At 42.0% G+C, this 21928-nt stretch carries 21 protein-coding genes and 1 other annotated feature; of the genes, 4 read left to right on the top strand and 17 right to left on the bottom strand.

The window, feature by feature from the left end:
• Positions 1-178 precede the first annotated feature (178 nt).
• The gene (locus AB5I83_RS14610; protein WP_041968165.1) at positions 179-364 is read left to right on the top strand and encodes a hypothetical protein; all 186 of its coding nucleotides are present in this window, start codon (positions 179-181) and stop codon (positions 362-364) included.
• Between the two features lie 100 nt (positions 365-464).
• Here AB5I83_RS14610 and AB5I83_RS14605 read toward each other — a convergent pair whose 3' ends face one another.
• The 6 genes from AB5I83_RS14605 to AB5I83_RS14580 all read right to left on the bottom strand — a co-directional run bounded on the left by AB5I83_RS14605 (position 465) and on the right by AB5I83_RS14580 (position 7690).
• Entirely contained in the window at positions 465-1598 is a 1134-nt protein-coding gene (locus tag AB5I83_RS14605) for a putative glycoside hydrolase (protein WP_448976468.1), read from the bottom strand.
• A 275-nt stretch (positions 1599-1873) separates the two neighbouring features.
• Positions 1874-2815 carry an ABC transporter ATP-binding protein gene (locus AB5I83_RS14600; protein WP_226644578.1) on the bottom strand — a complete coding sequence of 314 codons (942 nt, stop codon included), beginning with the start codon at positions 2813-2815 and terminating at the stop codon, positions 1874-1876.
• A 21-nt stretch (positions 2816-2836) separates the two neighbouring features.
• Positions 2837-3871 (bottom strand): ABC transporter ATP-binding protein, encoded by a 1035-nt coding sequence (locus AB5I83_RS14595; RefSeq protein WP_226644581.1) that lies wholly within the window; start codon positions 3869-3871, stop codon positions 2837-2839.
• Between the two features lie 18 nt (positions 3872-3889).
• Positions 3890-4918: an oligopeptide ABC transporter permease gene (opp3C, locus tag AB5I83_RS14590; protein ID WP_448976169.1), complete on the bottom strand. Its 1029-nt coding sequence runs from the start codon at positions 4916-4918 to the stop codon at positions 3890-3892.
• Positions 4918-5847: an oligopeptide ABC transporter permease gene (opp3b, locus tag AB5I83_RS14585; RefSeq protein ID WP_448976167.1), complete on the bottom strand. Its 930-nt coding sequence runs from the start codon at positions 5845-5847 to the stop codon at positions 4918-4920. The genes opp3C and opp3b overlap by 1 nt, the downstream gene beginning before the upstream one ends.
• Positions 5848-5986: 139 nt before the next feature.
• Entirely contained in the window at positions 5987-7690 is a 1704-nt protein-coding gene (locus tag AB5I83_RS14580) for a peptide ABC transporter substrate-binding protein (RefSeq protein WP_448976165.1), read from the bottom strand.
• Positions 7691-7963: 273 nt separating this feature from the next.
• Between AB5I83_RS14580 and AB5I83_RS14575 the strand changes: the two genes are divergently transcribed.
• Both AB5I83_RS14575 and trpS read left to right on the top strand, forming a co-directional pair.
• Positions 7964-8323 (top strand): DUF3899 domain-containing protein, encoded by a 360-nt coding sequence (locus AB5I83_RS14575; protein ID WP_167833825.1) that lies wholly within the window; start codon positions 7964-7966, stop codon positions 8321-8323.
• A 66-nt stretch (positions 8324-8389) separates the two neighbouring features.
• Positions 8390-8617: a binding site (T-box leader), on the top strand.
• 103 nt (positions 8618-8720) lie between these two features.
• Positions 8721-9713, top strand: a complete 993-nt coding sequence (gene trpS / locus AB5I83_RS14570; protein ID WP_448976466.1) for a tryptophan--tRNA ligase — start codon at positions 8721-8723, stop codon at positions 9711-9713.
• A gap of 61 nt (positions 9714-9774) precedes the next feature.
• Here trpS and AB5I83_RS14565 read toward each other — a convergent pair whose 3' ends face one another.
• The 10 genes from AB5I83_RS14565 to AB5I83_RS14520 all read right to left on the bottom strand — a co-directional run bounded on the left by AB5I83_RS14565 (position 9775) and on the right by AB5I83_RS14520 (position 19863).
• Positions 9775-10521 (bottom strand): DUF3603 family protein, encoded by a 747-nt coding sequence (locus tag AB5I83_RS14565; protein WP_448976163.1) that lies wholly within the window; start codon positions 10519-10521, stop codon positions 9775-9777.
• An 81-nt stretch (positions 10522-10602) separates the two neighbouring features.
• Complete coding sequence (locus AB5I83_RS14560; protein WP_448976162.1) at positions 10603-10818, bottom strand: hypothetical protein; 216 nt, start codon at positions 10816-10818, stop codon at positions 10603-10605.
• A 325-nt stretch (positions 10819-11143) separates the two neighbouring features.
• Positions 11144-12052, bottom strand: coding sequence for an oligopeptide ABC transporter permease (opp4C, locus tag AB5I83_RS14555; protein WP_226644590.1), 909 nt, complete (start codon positions 12050-12052; stop codon positions 11144-11146).
• Positions 12053-12063: 11 nt separating this feature from the next.
• Entirely contained in the window at positions 12064-13029 is a 966-nt protein-coding gene (opp4B, locus tag AB5I83_RS14550; protein ID WP_226644593.1) for an oligopeptide ABC transporter permease, read from the bottom strand.
• 37 nt (positions 13030-13066) lie between these two features.
• The gene (opp4A, locus tag AB5I83_RS14545; RefSeq protein WP_448976161.1) at positions 13067-14788 is read right to left on the bottom strand and encodes an oligopeptide ABC transporter substrate-binding protein; all 1722 of its coding nucleotides are present in this window, start codon (positions 14786-14788) and stop codon (positions 13067-13069) included.
• A 48-nt stretch (positions 14789-14836) separates the two neighbouring features.
• Complete coding sequence (locus AB5I83_RS14540; RefSeq protein ID WP_167832190.1) at positions 14837-15823, bottom strand: ABC transporter ATP-binding protein; 987 nt, start codon at positions 15821-15823, stop codon at positions 14837-14839.
• Positions 15823-16845, bottom strand: a complete 1023-nt coding sequence (locus tag AB5I83_RS14535; protein ID WP_448976160.1) for an ABC transporter ATP-binding protein — start codon at positions 16843-16845, stop codon at positions 15823-15825. Before AB5I83_RS14535 ends, AB5I83_RS14540 begins: the two co-directional genes overlap by 1 nt.
• Positions 16846-17021: 176 nt before the next feature.
• Positions 17022-17807 (bottom strand): DUF2268 domain-containing protein, encoded by a 786-nt coding sequence (locus tag AB5I83_RS14530; protein WP_448976159.1) that lies wholly within the window; start codon positions 17805-17807, stop codon positions 17022-17024.
• Between the two features lie 177 nt (positions 17808-17984).
• Positions 17985-18824, bottom strand: coding sequence for an oligopeptide ABC transporter permease (gene opp4C, locus AB5I83_RS14525; RefSeq protein WP_448976465.1), 840 nt, complete (start codon positions 18822-18824; stop codon positions 17985-17987).
• A gap of 88 nt (positions 18825-18912) precedes the next feature.
• Complete coding sequence (locus tag AB5I83_RS14520) at positions 18913-19863, bottom strand: ABC transporter permease (RefSeq protein WP_448976158.1); 951 nt, start codon at positions 19861-19863, stop codon at positions 18913-18915.
• Positions 19864-19947: 84 nt separating this feature from the next.
• Between AB5I83_RS14520 and AB5I83_RS14515 the strand changes: the two genes are divergently transcribed.
• A complete protein-coding gene (locus AB5I83_RS14515; protein WP_448976157.1) occupies positions 19948-20172 on the top strand; it encodes a hypothetical protein in 225 nt (74 codons plus the stop codon).
• Positions 20173-20216: 44 nt separating this feature from the next.
• Here the strand turns inward: AB5I83_RS14515 and AB5I83_RS14510 are convergent, their stop codons facing one another.
• Positions 20217-21869: a peptide-binding protein gene (locus AB5I83_RS14510; RefSeq protein ID WP_448976156.1), complete on the bottom strand. Its 1653-nt coding sequence runs from the start codon at positions 21867-21869 to the stop codon at positions 20217-20219.
• Positions 21870-21928: the final 59 nt, after the last annotated feature.

Here is a 21928-nt window from a genome sequence, read left to right as displayed (position 1 = left end):
GATAAGCACCCAGCTTTTCTTATATAACCATGATCGTAATACTTGTATTATTTTTTCTTTATAAAGTGCTTTTAATACACGAACAATTCTTTTAAAATAAAGATGTACGGGGATCATGAATTATATTTATCACAAAATCACGATCACGATTTTGTGAAAAAAAAGGTGGAGGTTTATCATGGGCGGTTACATAATGGATTTAACTATCGTTGCTTTACTGATTGTGGGTATCACCGCGACAATTGGTGTCATTACTAATGGCGTAGGAACCAGATTCTTTAGTGGAAATAAAAGAAATGAATTCGTCGATCAATCAACAAGTCTGCAAACTGGCTGGAAAAATGTCGGCGGCAGCAAGAAGTAATCCTAATCCCATCTGTTATTATAACGTATTTTCATATTGATTATCTAATGATATGAAAAAGCCTGGAATGATAAACTAATCATTCCAGGCTTTTTTTGTTTTACGGGGTGTAATCAACGTTAGGTGAGTATCTGTTGCTGGCGTTCCATAATAAATATTCGTTGATTCCCTGATCTTTCAATGCTCTGATTTGATCTTCGACTTCCTTTTTTCCGTAAACAATGTAATTACCGCTACCTAACCAAGATGCTGTAAAGTCCTGGAGCCATGGACGTGATAAAGGTGGGCTCTGTAACTCCGCAAGTTTTTGTTTTTCCATTTTTGCATATTCTTCAACCAGACGGTATGGCTCTGTGTCAGGCTTGGCAATTCCGAAATAAGAAGTCCAATGGCTCGGATAAATCATTGAAGAAATGACATCAACATTTTCTGATATTTTTGAGAAGTTCTGGCCAATTCCCGGAGCTTCAGGAAGGGTTGCCGTATAACCAAAGATATCAACCGATACTTTAACATCGTATGGCTTTAATTCCTTTCTAGCATAGGCTACAAAATCGGTCACTGCTTTCACCCGCTTTTGCACATTATCCATTTCTACATCTTTATAGTCACCCATTGAATATTGAAGCTCAGCATCTCTCTTTTCAAATCCCTCTGGAAAACGAACATAGTCAAATTGGATTTCCTGGAATCCCATTTTTGCCGCCTCGATGGCAATTTGAACATTATAATCCCAAACTTCTTTCACGAATGGATTGACGAATGATTCACCTCTGCCATTTTTCCAGACTTGGTTTCCATCCTTGTATGACCACTCCGGCTTTTTGTTTGCCAGAGCTGTATCTTTGAAAACAACTATTCTTGCAATTGGGTAAATTTGTTTCTCTTCCAACGTTTTCAATAGTTTTTCAGGATCTTTGATATAAGGCTTTCCAATATCTTTAAAAGGGGAATCCTCATCTGGTTTATATGTAAGATATCCATGGTCTTCTTTAATATCAATGACCATTGCATTTAAGTCCGTGTCATCAACAAGTTTGGTCAGAGTATTAAACCTCTCACCTCCGGCTGAGTTTCCAGTAACATAGATTCCTCTTACAGCATCTGGATATTCAAAAGAGTATCCTGAATCAAATTTAAACCTTGGCATCTGCTCAGGAATCTCCCTGACCAATGATTGATGCTCCCTGACCGGTAACCTTTCTGTTTCATGCGCTTTCGATTCTGCAAACACTGTACCCCCTGCTTGCGAAAAAGAGGCAGCCAATAGTGCTGCTGCTGCGATTTTTCTTAACTGCACAAACACCTCTCCTTTCAAAACATACGACCACTCAAATAGTAGCTATTTTTATATATTATGAATCTATAAGTCTATTTTACCCACTTTCGACAGATTTAGATATTATTGTGTGAATTTTTTATATGGAATTTATTTCCGTGGCATGATCTTTACCTCTTACCCCTTCAAAAAGAAAAAAAAAACGATCTCAAAATAAGAGATCGTTAAGATTATTTCACATGTTGTTGCTGATATTGCTTCAGTTCCTTCTCAGAGCAATAGACATAGTGCCCTGGTACCACTTCGCGCATCTTCACTTCTTCACCGTCTGCATATTGATGTACATTCGGATCATAAGTTTTTCTTCTGCGTGTGCGCTCAGATTCTGGATCTGGAAGCGGAATCGCTGATAACAATGATTGTGTGTAAGGGTGAAGTGGATTCTTGTACAATTCTTCAGCAGTAGTTAACTCAACTAGCTTTCCGAAGTACATTACACCAATTCGGTCACTAATATATTTTACCATCGAAAGATCATGTGCGATAAACAAGTATGTTAAACCTTTTTCACGCTGCAGTTTCTTCATCAGGTTGACAACCTGTGCCTGGATGGAAACATCTAGAGCGGAAATTGGTTCGTCTGCGATAATAAATTCCGGCTGCACAGCAAGTGCACGTGCAATGCCGATACGCTGCCTCTGTCCACCTGAGAACTCATGTGGATAACGGTTGGCGTGTTCTCTGTTTAAACCAACTGTTTCAAGCAGTTCATATACCATTTCCATTCTTTCTTGCTTACTCTTCGCCAGGCCATGAATATCGATGCCCTCAGCAATAACATCCGAAACTTTCATCCTTGGATTCAAGGAAGCATAAGGATCCTGGAAAATCATTTGCATACTTCTGTTGAACTTCTTTAAATCTTTTTTGCTCTTCTTGCCATGTACGTTTTCACCCTTGTAAAGGACGTCTCCATCTGTCGCTTCATAAAGCCTGATGATTGTTCGGCCAGTTGTGGATTTACCACATCCTGATTCTCCAACCAATCCAAGAGTTTCTCCTTTAAAGATATCAAAAGTAATTCCGTCAATCGCTCTTACTTCATTGGGTTGACCCATATTGAAGTATTGCTTGAGATTCTTTATTTCAAGAAGTTTTTCTCTATTTTCCATCAGCCAGTCCTCCTCCTACAGTTATTTAGTGCCCATGAATTTGCGCATTCTGCTCTTCACAGCTTCCGGCGGTTCTACCTTAGGAGCATCTGGATGCAACAGCCATGTAGCAGCATAATGTGTATCAGACACTTTGAACATTGGAGGCTGTTCTTCTAAGTCGATTTGCATTGCATATTCATTACGAGGTGCAAAAGCATCTCCTTTTGGCGGATGCAATAAGTTTGGCGGTGTACCAGGAATTGCGTAAAGTTCCTCTTCTTTCGCATCAAGGCTTGGCATCGAACTAATCAATCCCCAAGTGTATGGATGCTGCGGGTTATAGAAAACTTCATCAACCGTTCCGATTTCGACAATCTTACCACCATACATAACTGCTACACGGTCAGCTACGTTTGCCACAACCCCAAGGTCATGGGTGATGAAAATGATGGAAGTATCGATTTTTTTCTGCAAATCTTTCATTAATTCCAATATTTGTGCCTGAATCGTTACATCCAACGCAGTTGTAGGCTCATCCGCAATTAGAACCTTCGGATTGCATGCAAGCGCAATCGCGATAACCACCCTTTGTCTCATACCACCAGAGAATTGGTGCGGGTATTGTTTAATTCGCAACTCAGGTTTAGGAATACCGACAAGCTTTAAAAGCTGTACTGCACGTTCACTTGCTGAAGATCTACTCATATTTTGATGCTTGATCAATGGTTCCATGATCTGCTTTCCAACTGTCATTGTTGGATTCAAAGAAGTCATAGGATCCTGGAAAATCATCGAAATGTCCTGACCACGTATTTTCTGCATTTGTTTGTCGCTCAACTTAGCTAAGTCTTTGCCTTCAAACAAAATTTCACCTTGCTTGATTTCAGAATTGCCAGGAGGCAACAATTTCATGATTGCTTTAGTCGTTACTGATTTACCTGATCCCGACTCGCCAACTATCGCAAGGGTTTCTCCCTTTTTCAGTTCAAAGTTCACACCGCGGATCGCTTTAACTTCGCCCGCGAATGTATGGAAGGAGATATTTAAATCTTTAACTTCTAAAATATTTTCCATAATACATTCACCTGCCCCTTAATCGCGCATTTTCGGATCAAGCGCATCGCGCAATCCGTCTGCCAGCATATTGAACGTAATCATGATGGTACTGATGATAATAGCTGGAATTATCATCTCATGAGGGTGCAATCTTAGCACTTTAAAACCTTCATCAATTAATGTACCGAGTGATGCATATGGATCCTGAAGACCAAGTCCAATAAAGCTTAGGAACGCTTCAAAGAATACCGCATTAGGAATCGTGAACATTGTATTGATAATAATGACACCAGCAAGGTTTGGCAATAAGTGTTTGGAGATGATTTTGCCATCGCTGTTTCCAAGGGTTTTAGAAGCGAGTACAAATTCCTGTTCCTTAAGCTTCAGCGTCTGGGCACGTACCACACGGGCCATTCCTACCCACCCTGTAATCGTCAAGGCAACAGTGATTGATATAATACCAGGCTTCAACACAAGGATCATTAAGATAACAACAATCATCGTCGGAATACCTACTAGGATTTCGGTAATCCTCTGCATCACGTTATCCAACCTTCCGCCGAAATAACCGGATACAGCGCCATAAGCAACGCCAATTATCATATCAATGACTGCAGCCAAAAGCGCAATATACAAGGAGATTTGCGTACCCTTCCAGACACGTGTGAATAAGTCGCGTCCTAAAGTATCAGTACCAAACCAATAATATTCGTCTACTTTTTTGACTTCATACATATCGATTTCTTTTCCAGCTTTATTTACCTTCACTCCGTCAAAAGGAAGCCAGCTGATATTTTCCAATCCCTGGATTTTAGGCGGCAAATTGTTATGCCTTACATTTTGTGTGTCGAATTCCTTGCCACTGATCACCGGTCCAAGGAATGCCATGATGATCAATAGTGCCATAACGATCAAACTTACAAGCGCACCCTTATTTTTGCGGACACGCATCCAAGCATCCTGCCAGAAGGTTAAGCTTGGCTTATTAATTTCCTCGCTCTTGGCCGTATCGATTTCCGCCGGCCTAAAACGATCTTTTGGAATTTGCGTTTCAAAGTCAGCCATTACTTATTACCTCCAGACAGCCTGATGCGTGGATCGATAATTCCATAAAGAATATCCACAACAAGGATGATAAATACAAATAATGCAGCAAATAAAATGGTTGTTCCCATGATAACAGGGTAATCATTAAGTGTAATAGAAGCTACGAACTGCTCCCCAAGACCAGGAATCGCGAAAATCTTTTCAATTACTAGTGAACCCGTCATCAATGAGATTGCCAAAGGTCCTAAAACTGTTACCAAAGGAATTAGAGCGTTCCTTAAAGCATGTTTAAAGGCAATTTCAAAGAAACTCGCACCTTTAGCTTTTGCCAGCATGATATAGTCAGAACCTAAAACCTCGATCATTTCCGTTCTCATGAATCGGGCAGCGATAGCGATTGGCAGCATGGACAGAGCTATGGTTGGAAGGATTGTGTACTCAAACCCTCGCCAGAAAAGTACCGGGAACCAGCCCAGTTTTACCCCTATATAATATTGAAGTAATCCAGCGAACACGAAGTTTGGAATGGATTTACCTAATACCGCTATAAATGTTGAGCTATAGTCGACCCATGTATTTTGTCTTAGTGCCGCAAATATTCCGAGTAAGATCCCGAGAATCGTACCTAAAATCATTGCTTGTGCACCAAGCTGAGCGGAAGGGCCAAGACGGCCAACAATCATATCTGTAACAGACCTGTTATTGAATTGAAAGGAAACCCCTAAATCCCCTTGCAGCAGGTTTCCAATATACTTGGCATACTGCACAGGTACCGGCTCGTCAAGACCATATTTCGCCTTCATGATTTCCAATTGTGCCGGGCTCAATTTGTTCGCACTAGCAAAAGGCGTACCAGGGATGATTTTCATTAAGAAAAATGTTAGGGACGCAATGATGAAAAGAGTCAAAAGCATATAAAGTACCCTTTTTAACAGGTATTTTGCCATATGGGTGCACCTCCTATTTAATTTCAATTTTCCCTATTATTCGACAATTGCTCTACAGGGAAAAAGAGAGTATATCTAGATATACTCTCTTTCTATCCTCAGAATTATTACACTCTGAAATAAGAAATTGCTTCAGTTATTATTCTTCGCCTTCGATTGTTACCCACTGGAATGAGTAGTCAGGACCGTAGTTGTAGATTGCAAGCCCTTTTACATTAGGGTTAAGCAGGATGTTAGCTGCACGCTGATAAACAGGCGCTAGACCAGCATCTTCTTCAAGCATGATTCTTTCAGCTTCTTGCTGTGCTTCCCATTGAGCTTTTTCGTCAGTAGCAAGTTTGCCTTGAGCATCCTTGATCAACTGATCGTACTTCTCGTTTGAGTAACCCATTCTGTTGCTTCCACCGTCAGTGATCCAAAGGTCAGTGAACGACAATGCGTTACCGTAGTCAGGACCCCATCCAGCAAATTGAAGATCATAATCCATAGCGTTGTCACGCTCTAGACGAATTGCGAAAGGAACACTTTCAAGATTGATTGTCAAACCAGGAAGGTTTGTTTCCAACTGGTTCTTGATGTAAGCGTCAGTCTTCTTAGCTGCTTCAGTGTCTCCACCAAGGTAGCGAAGTTCTAACTTATCTACGCCAAGTTCCTTAAGACCAGCTTCCCAATATTTCTTAGCTTCTTCAGCATTGAATACAATCAGGTCGCCGTGCTTTTCACGGAAATCTTCACCATCAAGAGTTACGAAATCTTTTGGTACAAAGTAGTTAGCAGCAACAGAACCGTTGTTCAGGATGCTAGCTGCAAGGTCTTCTTTGTTGAAGCCCATTGCGATTGCTTTACGGATATTAACGTTAGCAAGCGCTTCGTTCTTCTGGTTCATCTTGATCCAGAATACAGTTGCTTCCATCCAGCTAAGCATGCGCTCGTCGCCTTCGTATGCAGGTACAAGGTCAGAAGAAAGCAATCCAGTCATATCTGTTTCGCCTGCTTCAAATGCGTTTACAGCAGAGTTAGAATCTTTAACCACGTTTACAGTGATCTTTTCAAGTTTAACTTGGTCAGCATTGTGGTAGTTAGGGTTCTTAGTTAGTACCCACTCTTCAGCGTCAGTACTTTCCCAAGTTTCCATTACGAATGGACCGTTGTAAAGTAAGTTTTCAGCATTGCTTGCGTAAGCATCGCCTTTCTCTTCAACAAACTTCTGGTTTTGAGGATAGAATGTTGGGAAAGCGAAAAGGTCTTGCCAGTAAGCGATTGGCTTTTCAAGAGTTACTTCTAGAGTCTTGTCGTCAATAGCCTTAACGCCAAGTGTAGTTACATCGTAAGGTTCTTCCTTAGAACCAGCTTCAGTGATCGCTTCAGCACCCTTAATTTTGCCACCCATCATGTATGGACCATATGGAGAAGCAGTCTTAGGGTCGATAGCGCGCTGCCAAGCAAAAACGAAATCGTGAGCTGTTACAGGCTCGCCGTTAGACCATTCTGAATCAATTAGTTTGAAAGTGTAAACCAGGTTATCATCACTGATTTCTGGCTCGCCATCTGCAAGTGCAGGAACTGGCTTGTGGTTCTGGTCAAGGCGGTAAAGACCTTCACCTACGTTGTTTATGTAAGTGAAACTTGTAGAACCTTCAGCAAGAACTGTGTCCATTGTTGGGATCGCAGAAGAATCCAACATTCTTAATTCTTGTGGTACGTTAGCAGTTTCGCCAGTTGTGCCTTCGCCATCTTCTGGCTTTTCGTCTCCAGCATTGTCATCGCCGCCGCTACATGCAGACAGGATTAACGAGAATACTAGAGTCAAAATCAATAGAAATGAAAATTTTGACTTTTTCAAGGATATGCCCCCTCTTTATTATTGTTTTCTGAAAACTTTTTACATTCCCTATTATACATAGATTAAATTAAATGTTCAATATTTTTACGCGAAAAATTTACAACTTTGAAACAATAGTAATAAATTTCCTCCTTGCATTGTGTTATAATGGTGACTTATAAGCCTTTATTAAGCAAAATCCACCGTGTAACATATTGTAATATTTGCTTTTTTTCGAGGAGTTATACACAAAATTACTTTTACGAAATAACAATATAAGGGAGAATTAGAAAAATGCGTAATAGATTTGGGAAAATTTTTTTTGGTTTTTTCATTTCACAATTATTGGTTTTGATCCTATCACTTGTCTATCAACAGAGCATTACCTTGCTCAGTTATGTAAATATCTCTTTTTACATTGCTAGCATCCTGCTTTTTACTTCGCTTATAGTCTTTACAGTTAACTCAGGTTTCTTCGACGCTATTTCATATTCTTTCCGGACTGTATTTGCCGGAAAAGAAGAGAAAAAAAAGTCCTTTACTGAAATGACGCCATTATCAGAACTCGTGACCATAAATGCAAACCCCCTGTTTTTGGTGGGGTTGCTTGACTTTATCGTGATGCTTGCAACATTGTACGTTTATTATTTATAAAATTCTGATGGTGCCTTGCTTATCCTTGAGGATTTGCTTATAATCATTGTTAATAAATCTAATCCAAAAAGAGCAATGATGAAGAGTAGTACATCTGTTCAAGGCTTTCAGAGAGTTTGTGGTTGGTGGGAACAAACAGCCTGGCAGATGGAATGGACTTTTGAGCTTCTGGTTCGAACACTATAGTAGATCCAGGCGTAATCCTGCGTTAAAGGAATCCATGCTGCATCGGCATGGGCAGAGTGACTCATTCGTGAGTAATTAGGGTGGCAACACGGACCATTCGTCCCTATATATTAGGGGCGAATGGTCTTTTTTGTGTTCTTTTTCGACTGTTTGTGGTAAATCTTATAGATTACAGACAGTAGAATAGACTATATATTCGTAGGAGGAATTTATCATGGAAACTATATTTTCAGGAATCCAGCCAAGCGGCACCATCACACTTGGCAATTACATCGGTGCAATGAAGCAATTCACAGAACTTCAGGAAGAATATAATTGTTATTTCTGTATCGTTGATCAACATGCAATTACCGTACCGCAGGACCGCTTGCAGCTTCGCAAGAATATCAAAAGCCTTGCAGCCTTGTATATCGCATCAGGAATTGATCCTGAGAAAGTAACTTTATTCATCCAGTCGGAAGTGCCGGCACATGCTCAGGCAGGATGGATGATGCAGTGCGTTGCTTATATAGGCGAGCTTGAAAGGATGACGCAATTCAAGGATAAATCCACCGGGAAAGAAGCTGTCTCAGCCGGTCTTTTAACCTATCCCCCGCTTATGGCAGCAGATATCCTTCTATATAGTACGAATCTCGTACCAGTTGGCGAAGACCAGAAGCAGCATTTAGAGCTGACAAGAGATCTAGCTGAACGTTTCAATAAGAAATTCAATGACATTTTTACGATTCCAGAGGTGCGCATCGCTAAGGTCGGAGCAAGAGTTATGTCCTTACAGGATTCACTGAAAAAAATGAGCAAGTCGGACCCTAACAGCAAGGCTTTCATCTCCATGCTTGACGAACCAAAGCAAATCGAAAAGAAAATCAAAAGTGCAGTAACCGACTCTGAAGGCATCGTAAAATATGATAAAGAGAACAAGCCAGGCATTTCAAACCTCTTATCCATCTATTCTATCTTAACCGGTAAAGAAATTGCGGAAATTGAAAAAGACTATGAGGGTAAAGGGTACGGAGATTTCAAAGGTGACCTTGCTAAGGTTGTTGTCGATGTCATCGAACCAATCCAGAAAAAATACTACGAGCTGATCGATTCTGCTGAACTGGATGAAATTCTTGATCGTGGTGCTGAAAAAGCAAACCACGTCGCGAACAAAATGCTTAAGAAAATGGAAAATGCGATGGGCCTTGGCCGTAAACGCAGATAATAATAAACGGAGCTGACACAAGGTCAGCTCCGTTTTTAGTCAAGCAAATACAAATGCTTTGTCAATTTACTTTTGGTCCGTGCTCCATTTCCCAAAGTTTTTCGAAAAAGGCCTGTCCTTTGATGATGTTTTCGCAAAATTTCTCGTGCTTATCTGACCAGCCAAACTTAGTTTCTTCATATAACTGCTCCCATACATCTTCGAATGAGCGACGCTGAATTTCTTCATATAATTCAGGCTTCCATTCAGTGAACCAGTATCGGACTTCAGCTACATTTTTTGAAGAATTCAGCTGATCCATGGCCATGAACAATAATTGCTTTAACTGTCTTTCCTTCCGGGTCAATCCACTCATTAATTCGGGAGAAGGTGATAGGATATGGAAATCTTTTAATGCACTTTGATCATTGAACCCGTATTGAATCGTATCCTGATTTTCAATCATTTCGTACACTAGCTGCTCCTGACGAGGGATGAGCCGGCTTTTTCGAATGGGAATATTATAGCCGATCGTGTCGACAGCCAGGATTCCCGTTCCATCTGATACGACGAAGCAGTAATCAAGCTGAGTCCGTTCATGATTCTTCCGCAAATAGGCCTTACGGTAAATGTCATCCAGAAGCTGTTGAGGCAGCTCTGATAAATCATTCTCAATGTAATTAAATAACAAATGGTCAATTTTCAGAAGCGGCACCTGGTCAAGCAGCTCAACGCCATCGTCCTTCCGCCATTCGTGGAAATGGCAGACATTATAGCCATTCTCTTCCCCTTCGAACCAGTTTACCCAGACATCATGAAGATACAACATGATTATTAACCCCTCACTTCAAGAAACTGTTTGTCCATCAGTATGGGCAGCACTTAGTAAAAATATTCCTTAAAAGGAAGATCAATTTATATCATCATTATGGGGCCAATAAATGCTTAACCAAATGATCCCGATTCCTGCTGGAAGGAAATAGCACTCTACTCTCCGAGATATAAAGGAAAGATACTCATCCAACCCATGGCCCGCTGTCAGCATATTTAAATAGGCGATTGCGCTGATCCCACCAGAAACCGCCAAGCCAAATCCAATCGTCAAAACAAAAAGCCTAAAAATCATAAAATTTACTCGCTTTAAAACAACTATTCACATCACTCACATACCTCACCCCGGCCTGTCCATTTTTTATCATTTATATGAAGGAAGTTGGTTAGGAAGTACTCAAAAAGGACTTAAATTCATTCAGTATAGGTTGAACAGATTTGTTTAGTTTATTGCTAGGGAGCTACTTCGGACATTTTCCGGCCGTCGGGCTTGCTATTTTGTCCGAAGTTAATCCCACTTCAGACATTTTGAGCGCTCAGACCTGTCATTTTGTCCGAACAGGTGCACTCAAATCGAAAAATAGGCAAAATAAAAAATCTACCTTTGTATGGTAGATTTTTTAACGGCGTGATCTTGGATTCAGTGCATCTTTTAGGCCTTCACCTACGAAGTTGATGGACAAAATCGTTAGTGTGATAGCAAGTGCTGGTGGAATCCAGATCCACGGCTTTCCTTGTAATACGTCTGGTTCATTTGCGAATGCAAGCATGTTACCCCATGATGGAATTTCGGATGGTACACCGAATCCCAAGAAGCTTAGTCCTGTTTCAGCGACAATCATGGAAGCGAACAAGATTGTTGCTTGTACGATGATTGTTGAAAGAACGTTAGGTAGTAAATGCTTTGTGATGACTTTAAATGGTGAACATCCGATTGAGATTGCAGCAAGGATATATTCGTTCTCCTTCTCCGCTAAAATCTTGCTTCGGACAATCCTTGCTACCCCGCCCCAGCTCAGCAAGCTGATAACCATGATCAGGATGACAAGACCATTGACTTTACCATGGAAAATTGTAGCCAATACGATTACGAAAACCAGGAATGGGAAGTTCAGAACGAAATCAGTAAAACGCATGAGCATGCTATCCACGATTCCTCCGAAGTATCCTGCGATTGACCCTACAATTGTTCCGAAAAAGATAACGAATAATGTACAGCTAATTCCGACTAAAAGAGATACCCTTCCGCCGTATAATAATCTCGTGAAAACGTCACGTCCATTTTTGTCTGTTCCAAGCCAGTGTTCAGCAGATGGCTTAAGTGACATTGAACCAATATTGATTTTCGTAATATCAATGGTAGTAATATATGGAGCCAGGAAAGAAACAACGGTTACGAAGATCAAAAAGATCAAGCTTGTCATCGCCAGTTTGTTTTTAATAAACTTTCTGCGAGCAATGGCCCAAGGAGACAAGCCTTTTTCCGGCTTCAGGTTAATCTGTGTATTATTTGCTGTAGAAACTTCCATAGCCATCCTCCTTAATCAAGCCTGATCCTTGGGTCTACGATTCCGTATAGTATGTCTGCAACCAGGTTTCCAAACAATGTCAAGAATGAGAACATCATTGTCAGTGTCATAAGGACTGGATAGTCTCTCTGGCTGACAGAGTTCAAGAATAATTGACCGATACCAGGATAGGTAAAGATTGTTTCGGTGATGATTGCTCCACCGACCAATGCAACGATATCGAATCCAAGGAATGTAATCAGTGGAATAATTGAATTACGTAAGATGTGCTGATTGTAAATCTTTTTTTCAGGTGTGCCTTTAGCACGTGCCGTCCTTACAAAATCCTTACGGCTGTTTTCTATAATGTCATTACGCAGGAATTGCGTATAGCTTGCGGTACTCAATAAACCTAATACAAGTGCTGGTAAGAAAACGTGATGAATTCGGCTTAACCAATATGCAGCTGTACCTTCTGTCGTTGAAATATCAACAGAACCGTTTGAAGGGAACCAGCCTAAATTAAATGAGAAGAAATAGATGGCGAACACCCCTGCAACGAATGAAGGGAGGGCCAATCCAATATAGTTGGCGGTACCTATGACGTTATCGCCAAGTGTATATGGCTTCCTTCCGGCATAAATACCCATGATAAACGCTAAAACATAAGTTATTAGAATACTTGAAAAGCCTAAAAATATTGTATTTGGCAGACGTTCGCCAATGATTTCACTTGCCGGGATTTTATAACGGGTTGATTTACCGAAGTCTCCCTGCATGAAATTTGTGATCCATGTGAAATATTGAATGTGTACTGGGTCATTATAACCGAGCTTCTCGCGCATCTCCTCTATGTATGCCGGATCCGTATTGTTCGGATCGATCTCCCCACTGAGTGAGTCCCCTGGCATAAGTTTCGCCAGGGAAAACACTACAATAGAGATAAGGAAAAGCATAGGAATCATGCCGAGTATGCGTCGTAAACTGTATTTAAGCATATGCATTCTCCTTAACTGAATAGGTGGTACCTAATGATTATTGCTTGATCCACCATTCATGAGGTGAGTTAGAACCAGAAACGTCGTACTTGACGCCTTGAACGCGCTTAGCAACAGCCATAACTTCTTCTAGTTCAAGGATTGGAAGTGCAGGTACTTCTTCGTTGAAGATCTTCTGCCAGTCAGAATACAATTTTGCACGCTTTTCAGCGTCAGTTCCAACTACTTCAAGGTCAACAGCGTCTTCAAGAAGCTTTTGAGCATCTTCGTTTACCCAACGTGGGTAGTTCCATACAGATTCAATACCCCAAAGTGGTAGTGGATCCGGATCTGCACCAGTTCCCCATCCGCCATAGAATACTTCTAGAGCTGGGTCATCTTTTTCAAGCTGATCATAGTAAAGGTTAACATCTGTCATTTGAAGCTCAGACTTCAAGCCAACTTCTTCCCAATACTGAGTCATAGCTTTTGCACGTGCTTCGAAAGTTGGGTTTCCAGTTGCATAGTGAGAGAACTTAACAGTGAACTTTTCTCCCTTTGGATCTTCACGGAATCCATCTCCGTCTTTATCAACATATCCAGCTTTATCAAGGATTTCTTTCGCTTTTTCTGGGTTGTATTCATATTGGATCGGCATATCTTCATTAGGTGCAGCAATCCAGTGTGAAGTTGGGATAGGACGGTTAAGTGGCTTTCCTAATCCACTGAAGAACGCATCTACCCACTCTTCGCGGTTGATTGCGAAAAGCATAGCTTGGCGCAATTCTTTGCTTGCATACTTATCTTTGTCCATTACGTTTTTCTTGCCATCGTATTTACCAAGTTTGAAACCGATGTAGTAGTATGATAAGCCAGGGAATTTCACAACTTCAACGTTATCAAGTGCTTCGATTTCAGGAAGAACTGTTGGGTGGAATGGAGTCATGTCAAGAGTTCCATTCTTAAGTTCTCCAGTAGTAAGTGAAGAATCGATAACTTTAACAACGATCTTGTCTAAGTGCGGAGCACCTTTCCAGTAGTTTTCGTTTTTAACAAGCTCTACTGATTCACCAGGGATAACTTTTGCAACTTTGAATGGACCAGTTCCTACAGGCTTAGTGCGAACCTGCTCAGAAGCAGCCATATCCTTAGGATCGATTCCTTCAAATTCCTTGCGAGAAAGCGGGTAAGCCCAAACATTCTCAAGGTTGTTTACGCGAGCTTTGTCAAAAGTGATTTTCAAAGTATAGTCATCAACAACTTCAAGACCAGCGATCTTGTCAGTCTTTCCTTCGTTGAAGTCCTTTGCACCTTCGATTGTGTTTACGTTAGACCAGCGTTGGTGTTCTCCACCAAGAGTAGCGATTGTTTCAAGAGCGAATACCCAGTCATTAACTGTCAATTCTTCGCCATTGTGCCATTTTACGCCTTTTTCAAAAGTGAAAGTGAAAACCTTGTTGTCATCAGTAGTCCAGCTAGCGATGTTTGGCTCAGCCTTAAGGTTCTCATCATAGTCGATCAATGCATCGTCGAAGAATGCGATGATGTCATCGTCTCCGTCAGCATCGTAGAAGTTCCAGTTCAAAAGGCCTTTGAACTCAGAGCTTAAAGCGTAAGTCAATGTACCGCCATCTTGCGGTCCTGTTTCTTCTGCTGCGTTGTCTTTGTCGTCCTCTTTTGGATCAGCTGTTGTCTTCTCTTTGTCTCCTCCGCTGCACGCAGCAAGGAATGTTGATAAAACCAGTACTAGCATAGCTAGCCAAAGCAATGGTTTCTTCATGGTTTTCCCCCCGTTTTTTTATTGTATTTTTTTGCAAAAATTATTGCCCTAGTAAAGGTGGCAAGCAACTCGGTGTCCTGGCTTCACCTCCTTTAAAGCTGGCTTCACTTGAGAACACTCTGCCATCGCAGCTGGGCAGCGCGGATGGAATGGGCACCCTGTTGGAGGATTCAATGGACTTGGCACATCCCCTTCGAGTACGATCCTTTCCTTCTTCCTGCGCGGATCCGGCATTGGAATGGCTGAAATCAAAGCCTGGGTATATGGGTGGAGCGGCTCAGCATACATGCTGTTGCGATCGGCAATTTCAACCATATTGCCGAGATACATTACGCCGATCCGGTCACTCATATGCTTAACGACACTAAGGTCATGAGCGATGAATAAGAAAGTTAAGTCAAATTCCTTCTGAAGCTCTTTCAATAAATTAAGAACCTGGGATTGGACGGATACGTCAAGGGCCGATACCGGCTCATCAGCTATGATCAGCTTAGGTCTCAACGCAAGCGCTCTGGCAATGCCAATCCTTTGTCTCTGTCCGCCCGAGAATTCATGGGCATATTTATAGTAAGCATCTTCAGGAAGACCAACTTTTGTTAATAAATCCATCACTTCATTTTTCAAGTCTTTCATACTAGCATTCTTGAAGTTCCGGATAGGTTCAGAGACAATGTCACCGACCATTTGCATCGGGTTAAGTGAAGCGTAAGGATCCTGGAAGACCATCTGGATATCCTGGCGAATCGACTGAAGTGTCTTGCCTCTTAACTTAGTGATATCCTTGCCTTCAAAAATGATTTCCCCATCTGTCGCATTCAACAATCTGATGATTGTTCTACCAGTTGTTGATTTGCCGCAGCCTGATTCTCCTACGAGACCTAATGTTTCACCCTTTTTGATTTCGAATGAAATATCATCGACAGCTTTGACATTCCCAACTGTGCGGCGGAAGAATCCGCCTTTGACAGGGTAATAGGTTTTCAGATTCTTAATTTCCAGCAAATTCTCTTTTTCTGTTAAAGTTGTATTGCTCATTATGCCTTAACCCCTTCTTTTGGCATACTTGCTTCATATAGAATGCACGCCACTTCATGTCCTTGCTCGACTTCTCCAAGCTGTGGAGTGATACTTGTACACTCTGGCATTGCTTTCGGACAACGGTTTGCGAAACGGCAGCCAGTTGCAGGCATATTTTTTAGCGACGGGACGATTCCCTTGATCGAGCTTAATTCTTCTTTATCCTCATCCATCTTAGGAATGGCACCCATCATCAATTCTGTGTAAGGATGCTTCGGGTTATAGAAAAGTGTGTCAACATCAGCACGTTCTACAATCCGGCCTGCATACATAACGATGACTTCATCGCACATCTCTGCAACAACGCCAAGATCATGCGTGATCATGATGACGGACATATCATTTACTTCCTGGATACTCTTAAGCAAGTCAAGAATCTGGGCTTGGACTGTTACATCCAATGCTGTTGTAGGCTCGTCCGCAATAAGAAGCTTCGGCTGGTTTGCAATTGCCATCGCAATCATGACCCTCTGTCTCATACCACCGGATAGCTGATGCGGATACTCATCTACGATTTTCTCAGGACGAGAAATGCCTACGCTTTTCAATAGCGCGATGCTTTTCTGCCTTGCTTCGGCTTTAGAGATTTTCGTGTGGTTAAACAATACTTCCTGCAGCTGGAATCCTATTGTAAAAACTGGATTCATCGATGTCATCGGCTCCTGGAAGATCATTGAAATGTCACGTCCGCGGATTTTATTCATTTCCTTTTCGGATAGCTGTTCGAGATGAACTCCTTCGAAAACAATCTCGCCACCACGAATCTTTCCAACCCCTTTTGGAAGGAGCTGCATGACCGATAAGCTCATAACTGATTTCCCGCACCCTGATTCGCCAACAACCCCGACAATCTGCCTTGGTTTGACAGCAAAGCTTACCTTGTCAACAGCGTTGTGAAATTCGCCATCGATATTAAATGCTGTCTCAAGGTTCTTGACTTCCAGCAAAGGTGCTTCATTATGTATTGAATAGTTGCTCATTTGGACACCTTCTCACATTTTAAATAATAAAATATTCTGCAAATTCGATATATTTTAATAAAATGTTATTACAGTTTTATTACATTTGCAATACTTTTTTTTTCAATTGGGAAATTTATAATTTTTCTAACACAACAAAAAAACCCGTGGTTACTGGGTTTTTTAATATCTAAAAATTATAAAAATTTTATTAACTTTGTAAATTCAGATGAAGGAATCTTAAATGATGCTTTTTCAGTAAAATTTCTATGTTGTTTATATTGTTTTACTAATTCATAGCCAATCGCATAGCCTAGGAGCCTCGGCCTGCTGCCTAATCCAAACAGAATTTCATCATGTTCACGGTCTTTCCTTGTAATTGAAAGCTTGTTTTCAATATCTTTTTCCCAAGAATCAGCCAGTTTTTTTGTCGAATATCGCCTGCTCCAGTCCCCTGTATAAGTTTCACCGCAATTTTCGGCAACAGTATGCTCAGCTAAGCCCTCTAAGATCATTGAATCGAGAAGAGTATATTCTTCAGGGTTTTTCTTTTGTGCCTTCATCCTGCATACATGGTGGTATTCATGTACAAACAATGCCTCCAGCTCTTTCTCATCATCGATCGGGGTCAGAAAGAGGAACATTTTATCTATGAAGGATAGGCCAGATTTCCCTTTCCCTTCCCTCATTAACCTGGCATTCGATTGATCCATTGGAAAAATGAAAATCGGAATATCCGGTCCATTCCATTTTCGTTTGTATTTATTAAAAATCACCCCTATCCGATTCCAGTATGCTTCCGTTTTCAGCTCCTCGAAAATTCTTTTGTTTTTGCGATCCGGCTTGTACATGCCAAAGTTCTTTAAATAAGAGTAGACTTTTTTTGGATCATCGGCTCCGTGAAAATGGTCAAGCAGTTTTTCACACATCTTCTTTGTATTATCAAAATCAGATTCAAGCCATTTGTCTGTCCTCACAATCACATTGCATTCCCTCCACTGACTTCCTTTTTTACACTCATTTTATGAAAATAGCAGCCAATGGTTCGGAAGCGTCTTTCACACCAAGAAATTTTCCCAACATAAGATAAAAGCCAGAGAGAACCCTGGCTTTTCACTGATTGTATAGGTTTTCTATCATGCTCAAACTGAGACCAAATTTTATTCGTTAATCTTCGGGTCAAGAGCATCCCTCAGTCCATCCCCGACAAAGTTGAAACAAATGACAGTCAGCAGGATCATCAATCCTGGGGCCAGTGGATACCACCATGATTTCAAGAGAATCGTAAAATTTTGTGCATCCTGAAGCATATTTCCCCAGCTTGCGTGCGGCGGCTGTATTCCCAGTCCCAAATAGCTCAATCCTGATTCTGCCAGGATGACATAGCCTACTGCCAGTGTAGCGGATACGATGATTGGGCCCATCGCGTTTGGCAAGATATGAGAGAAAATAATCGTAGGCGTCTTCGTGCCTATCGTTTTGGATGCAAGGACAAATTCTCTCGACCTTAGTGAGAGGAATTCACCTCTGACAAGTCGTGCAGTAGTTGTCCATCCCAGGAGCGCGAAAATCAGAATCAGCTTATCAACGCCCGGCTTGAAGATCGTGACCAAAGTGATCAATAAGAAAATGGATGGAATCGATAGAATGATATCGACAAACCTCATAATTATCGCATCAACAATCCCGCCAACATAGCCCGCTACAGCTCCAAGGAAGGTGCCAATCGTAATGGAGCCCAGAACCGATGCGAATCCGACCAATAATGAAATCCTTGCTCCATATAAAAGCCTTGAAAATACATCCCTGCCAAACCTGTCCGTCCCAAGCCAATGCTCACTGTTCGGCGGCTGCAATTTTAAAAGCAGGTTCTGCTTGGAAGGTGAGTATGGGGCAATCACTGGCGCTAACAGAGCTGCAGTTATGATGATAATCAGGAAAATGCCGCCAAATACGGCAAGTTTATTTTTCGCAAATTTCCTGACAATGATCCCAAGCATTGTGTCATGCGAGGTGTTGACACCATGCAATTCAAGGCTGCCAGATTGATTTCCGGCTAGATTTGTTTTTGCCATGTTTACCTCCCCTTTAATACTCGATCCTTGGATCAAATATTGCGTACAGGATGTCCGCGATCAAGTTTCCGATGACGACGAATACTGCCGAGATGACAGTCAATCCCATCAGTACCGGATAATCGCGCTGGAACGCAGAATCCACGAATAACAAACCAATCCCTGGCCAAGTAAAGATTTTTTCAACAATGACGGCCCCGCCAATGAAGGAAGGAATCATCAGTCCAAAAATCGTGATGACTGGAATCAGTCCATTTCGAAGGCCATGCTTATAGATGACTTTGTTCTCCTTAAAGCCTTTAGCCCTCGCTGTCCTCATATAATCCTGCTTGATCACTTCCATCATGCTCGATCTTGTATACCTCGTGAGTCCTGCCATGTCTGCGGCAGCCAGAACGAATGCCGGCATGATCAAATGATGGATCCTGTCCCAGAGACTGAACGGGGCATTCAGTGTTGCCACCCCTCCTGTCGGGAACCAGTTATTCTGGACGGCAAAAACCATGATCAGGATCAAGCCCAGGAAGAAGTTTGGTGTTGCAACTCCGAGAAACGAAGTAACGGTTACTGAATAGTCAAGCTTTGAATAGGGTCTTGTAGCCGATATGACACCAAATGGAATCGAAATCAACAAGGCCAGCACTGTCGAAACAACCATCAATAAAATAGTATTCGGCATCCTGTTCATGATCATTTCGATTACTGGAACTCCTTTACGGATCAATGAAGTTCCAAAGTCCCCTTGCAGCATCGCTCCCAGCCATTTTAAATACTGGATATGGATCGGATCATTGAGACCGTACCTTTCCATGAACCGGGCCTTGTCCTCAGGGCTGATCGTCGGATCCATCATCAAGCTGGCCGGATCTCCGGGGGCCAGCTTCATGATGGCAAAAGATACGATGGTAATGCCCAGCAGCAAAGGAATGGCCATCAGTATTCGGCGAATGATATAAGATAGCATGGCAATTCTCCTTTAAAAAATAAGAGATAATAAGAAAAGCGCATGCGCCTTGGTCAGTCCCGACAAGCGCTGGAGGGCCGACCGGTGAAGTCGTTCTTTGACTTCATTGGGCGGACCGAAATCGAAAAGTATAGCCGACTGAACAGAAACGCAGAAACTGGAGACTCCGACAAAGAAGCGCTTTTTGCTTCTGCCGGCGGAGTTGAAGTTTCGGAGTTTCTAGGAGGCGACACTAGACATGCGTCTCGAGGGGCTAGGCGCAGGAGCTGGACAATTCTCAAAGTGAAAATTTATCTTTCTCAAAACTGAAAATATGAAAGGGAAGGGATTCTCCCTTCCCTCCCATTCTGATCCTATTGTTTCAGCCACCACTTGGAGATTTCAAAGAAATCATCCTTCGCATGGAATACATAGCCTTCGAGATTAGCCGGCATGACCCTGTGGACATTTGGATAGTAAAGGAAAGTGTACGGCTGGTCTTCTGCCAGCATCTTATAAATGTCGGCATATGCTTCTTTATACTCATCCTGATCAAGAATCTGCTTCGCTTCTTCCATCAGCTTATCTGCCTCCGGATTGGAGTACCAGACGAAGTTCAAGCCTTCTTCCATCTGGCTTGTATGGAAAATATCATACTGATCCGGGAATGTAGACAAGCTCCAGCCAAGGACAAGGGCGTCATAATTCCAGTTTGGAGCCGAGATTTGCTCGATGAACGCGCTCCATTCAACGATTTCAGGCTTCGCTTCGATTCCGACTTCCTTCAATTGCTCCTGAAGGACGACGACAATATCTTCCCTTACTTTGTTGCCCTGGTTTGTTTTTACCGTAAATGAGAACTTCTTGCCGTCCTTGTCTAGGATTCCGTCACCATCTGAATCCTTCCAGCCAGCCTCAGCCAGTAATGACTTTGCTTTTTCAACGTCGAATTCAAATTTAGGAACATCATCATTGTAGGCAAACGATAGTGGACTTTCCGGAACATGCGCCACTTTTCCGTCTCCGTTCATGACAGAGCTGACGATTGCTTCCCTGTCAATTGCGTGAGTGATTGCCTGACGGACTTTCTTGTCTTTGAACAGCTCATTTTTCTGGTTGTATCCCAAATATGTGTACGAAAGTGCTAGACCCGATTCAACCTTTACACCAGGGAATGATTTGACCGTTTCAATATCTGTCCCCGGAACTCCGGCTGCAAAGTGGATATCGCCAGCCTGGATCTGTGCAATCATGGCATCCATGTCAGGTACAATTTTATACGTTAGTGTATCCAGGTATGGGCGGCCTTTGAAGTAATCATCGAATGCTTCTACTTTTACATACTCTCCGTCTTTCCATTCAACGAATTTGAATGGACCAGTCCCAATCGGACTCTTCGTATTGAATTCATGCTCCCCAAGCTCGGCAACTGGAACATCCTTAAGGATATGCTCAGGCAGGATATAGTAGCTTAACGAAACTGGATAGAAGGAAGCATCCTTCTTGCTCAGCTTGAACTCGACAGTATAATCATCTACTTTTGTAACAGATTCCATTGCTTCAAAGGCAGATCCGCGCTCACCATTATAATCTGGATCTTTTGGAATGCTGAATGTGAATACCACGTCATCTGCAGTGAACTCTTCTCCATCATGCCATTTGATTCCCTTTTTCAATTTGGCTGTGAATGTCAGCCCATCCTCAGAAATATCAATTGACTCCGCCATGCTCATTGTCGGATTGAACTCGGTATCCGATGATACAAGGCTGTCATAAATGAAGCCTTCAATATCAGAGCTAGATGTATCTGTTGAATAAAGCGGGTTGAAAACGGTAGGCGCTCCAGTGGAACCAATGATCAAATCCCCGCCCTGCTGCGGACCTGAAGCCTGTTCTTCTTCTTTCTTGCCATCATCTCCAGGAGTTTCTTTTGGATCCTCAGCTTGATTTCCTGTACATGCTGTAAGGAAGATCGACAGGATCAGGGTAAGACTAATTAACAACCAGGAAGCTTTTCTTAATTTCACATTTTTTCCCCCTTAAATTTTTTACTAGTATTCTAGACAAGCAGAAAGGTGTTTCTATC

The sequence above is a fragment of the Mesobacillus sp. LC4 genome (assembly GCF_053543455.1).
The sequence above is the reverse complement of the archived record's forward strand: the minus strand, read 5'-3'. Positions and strand labels throughout refer to the sequence as shown.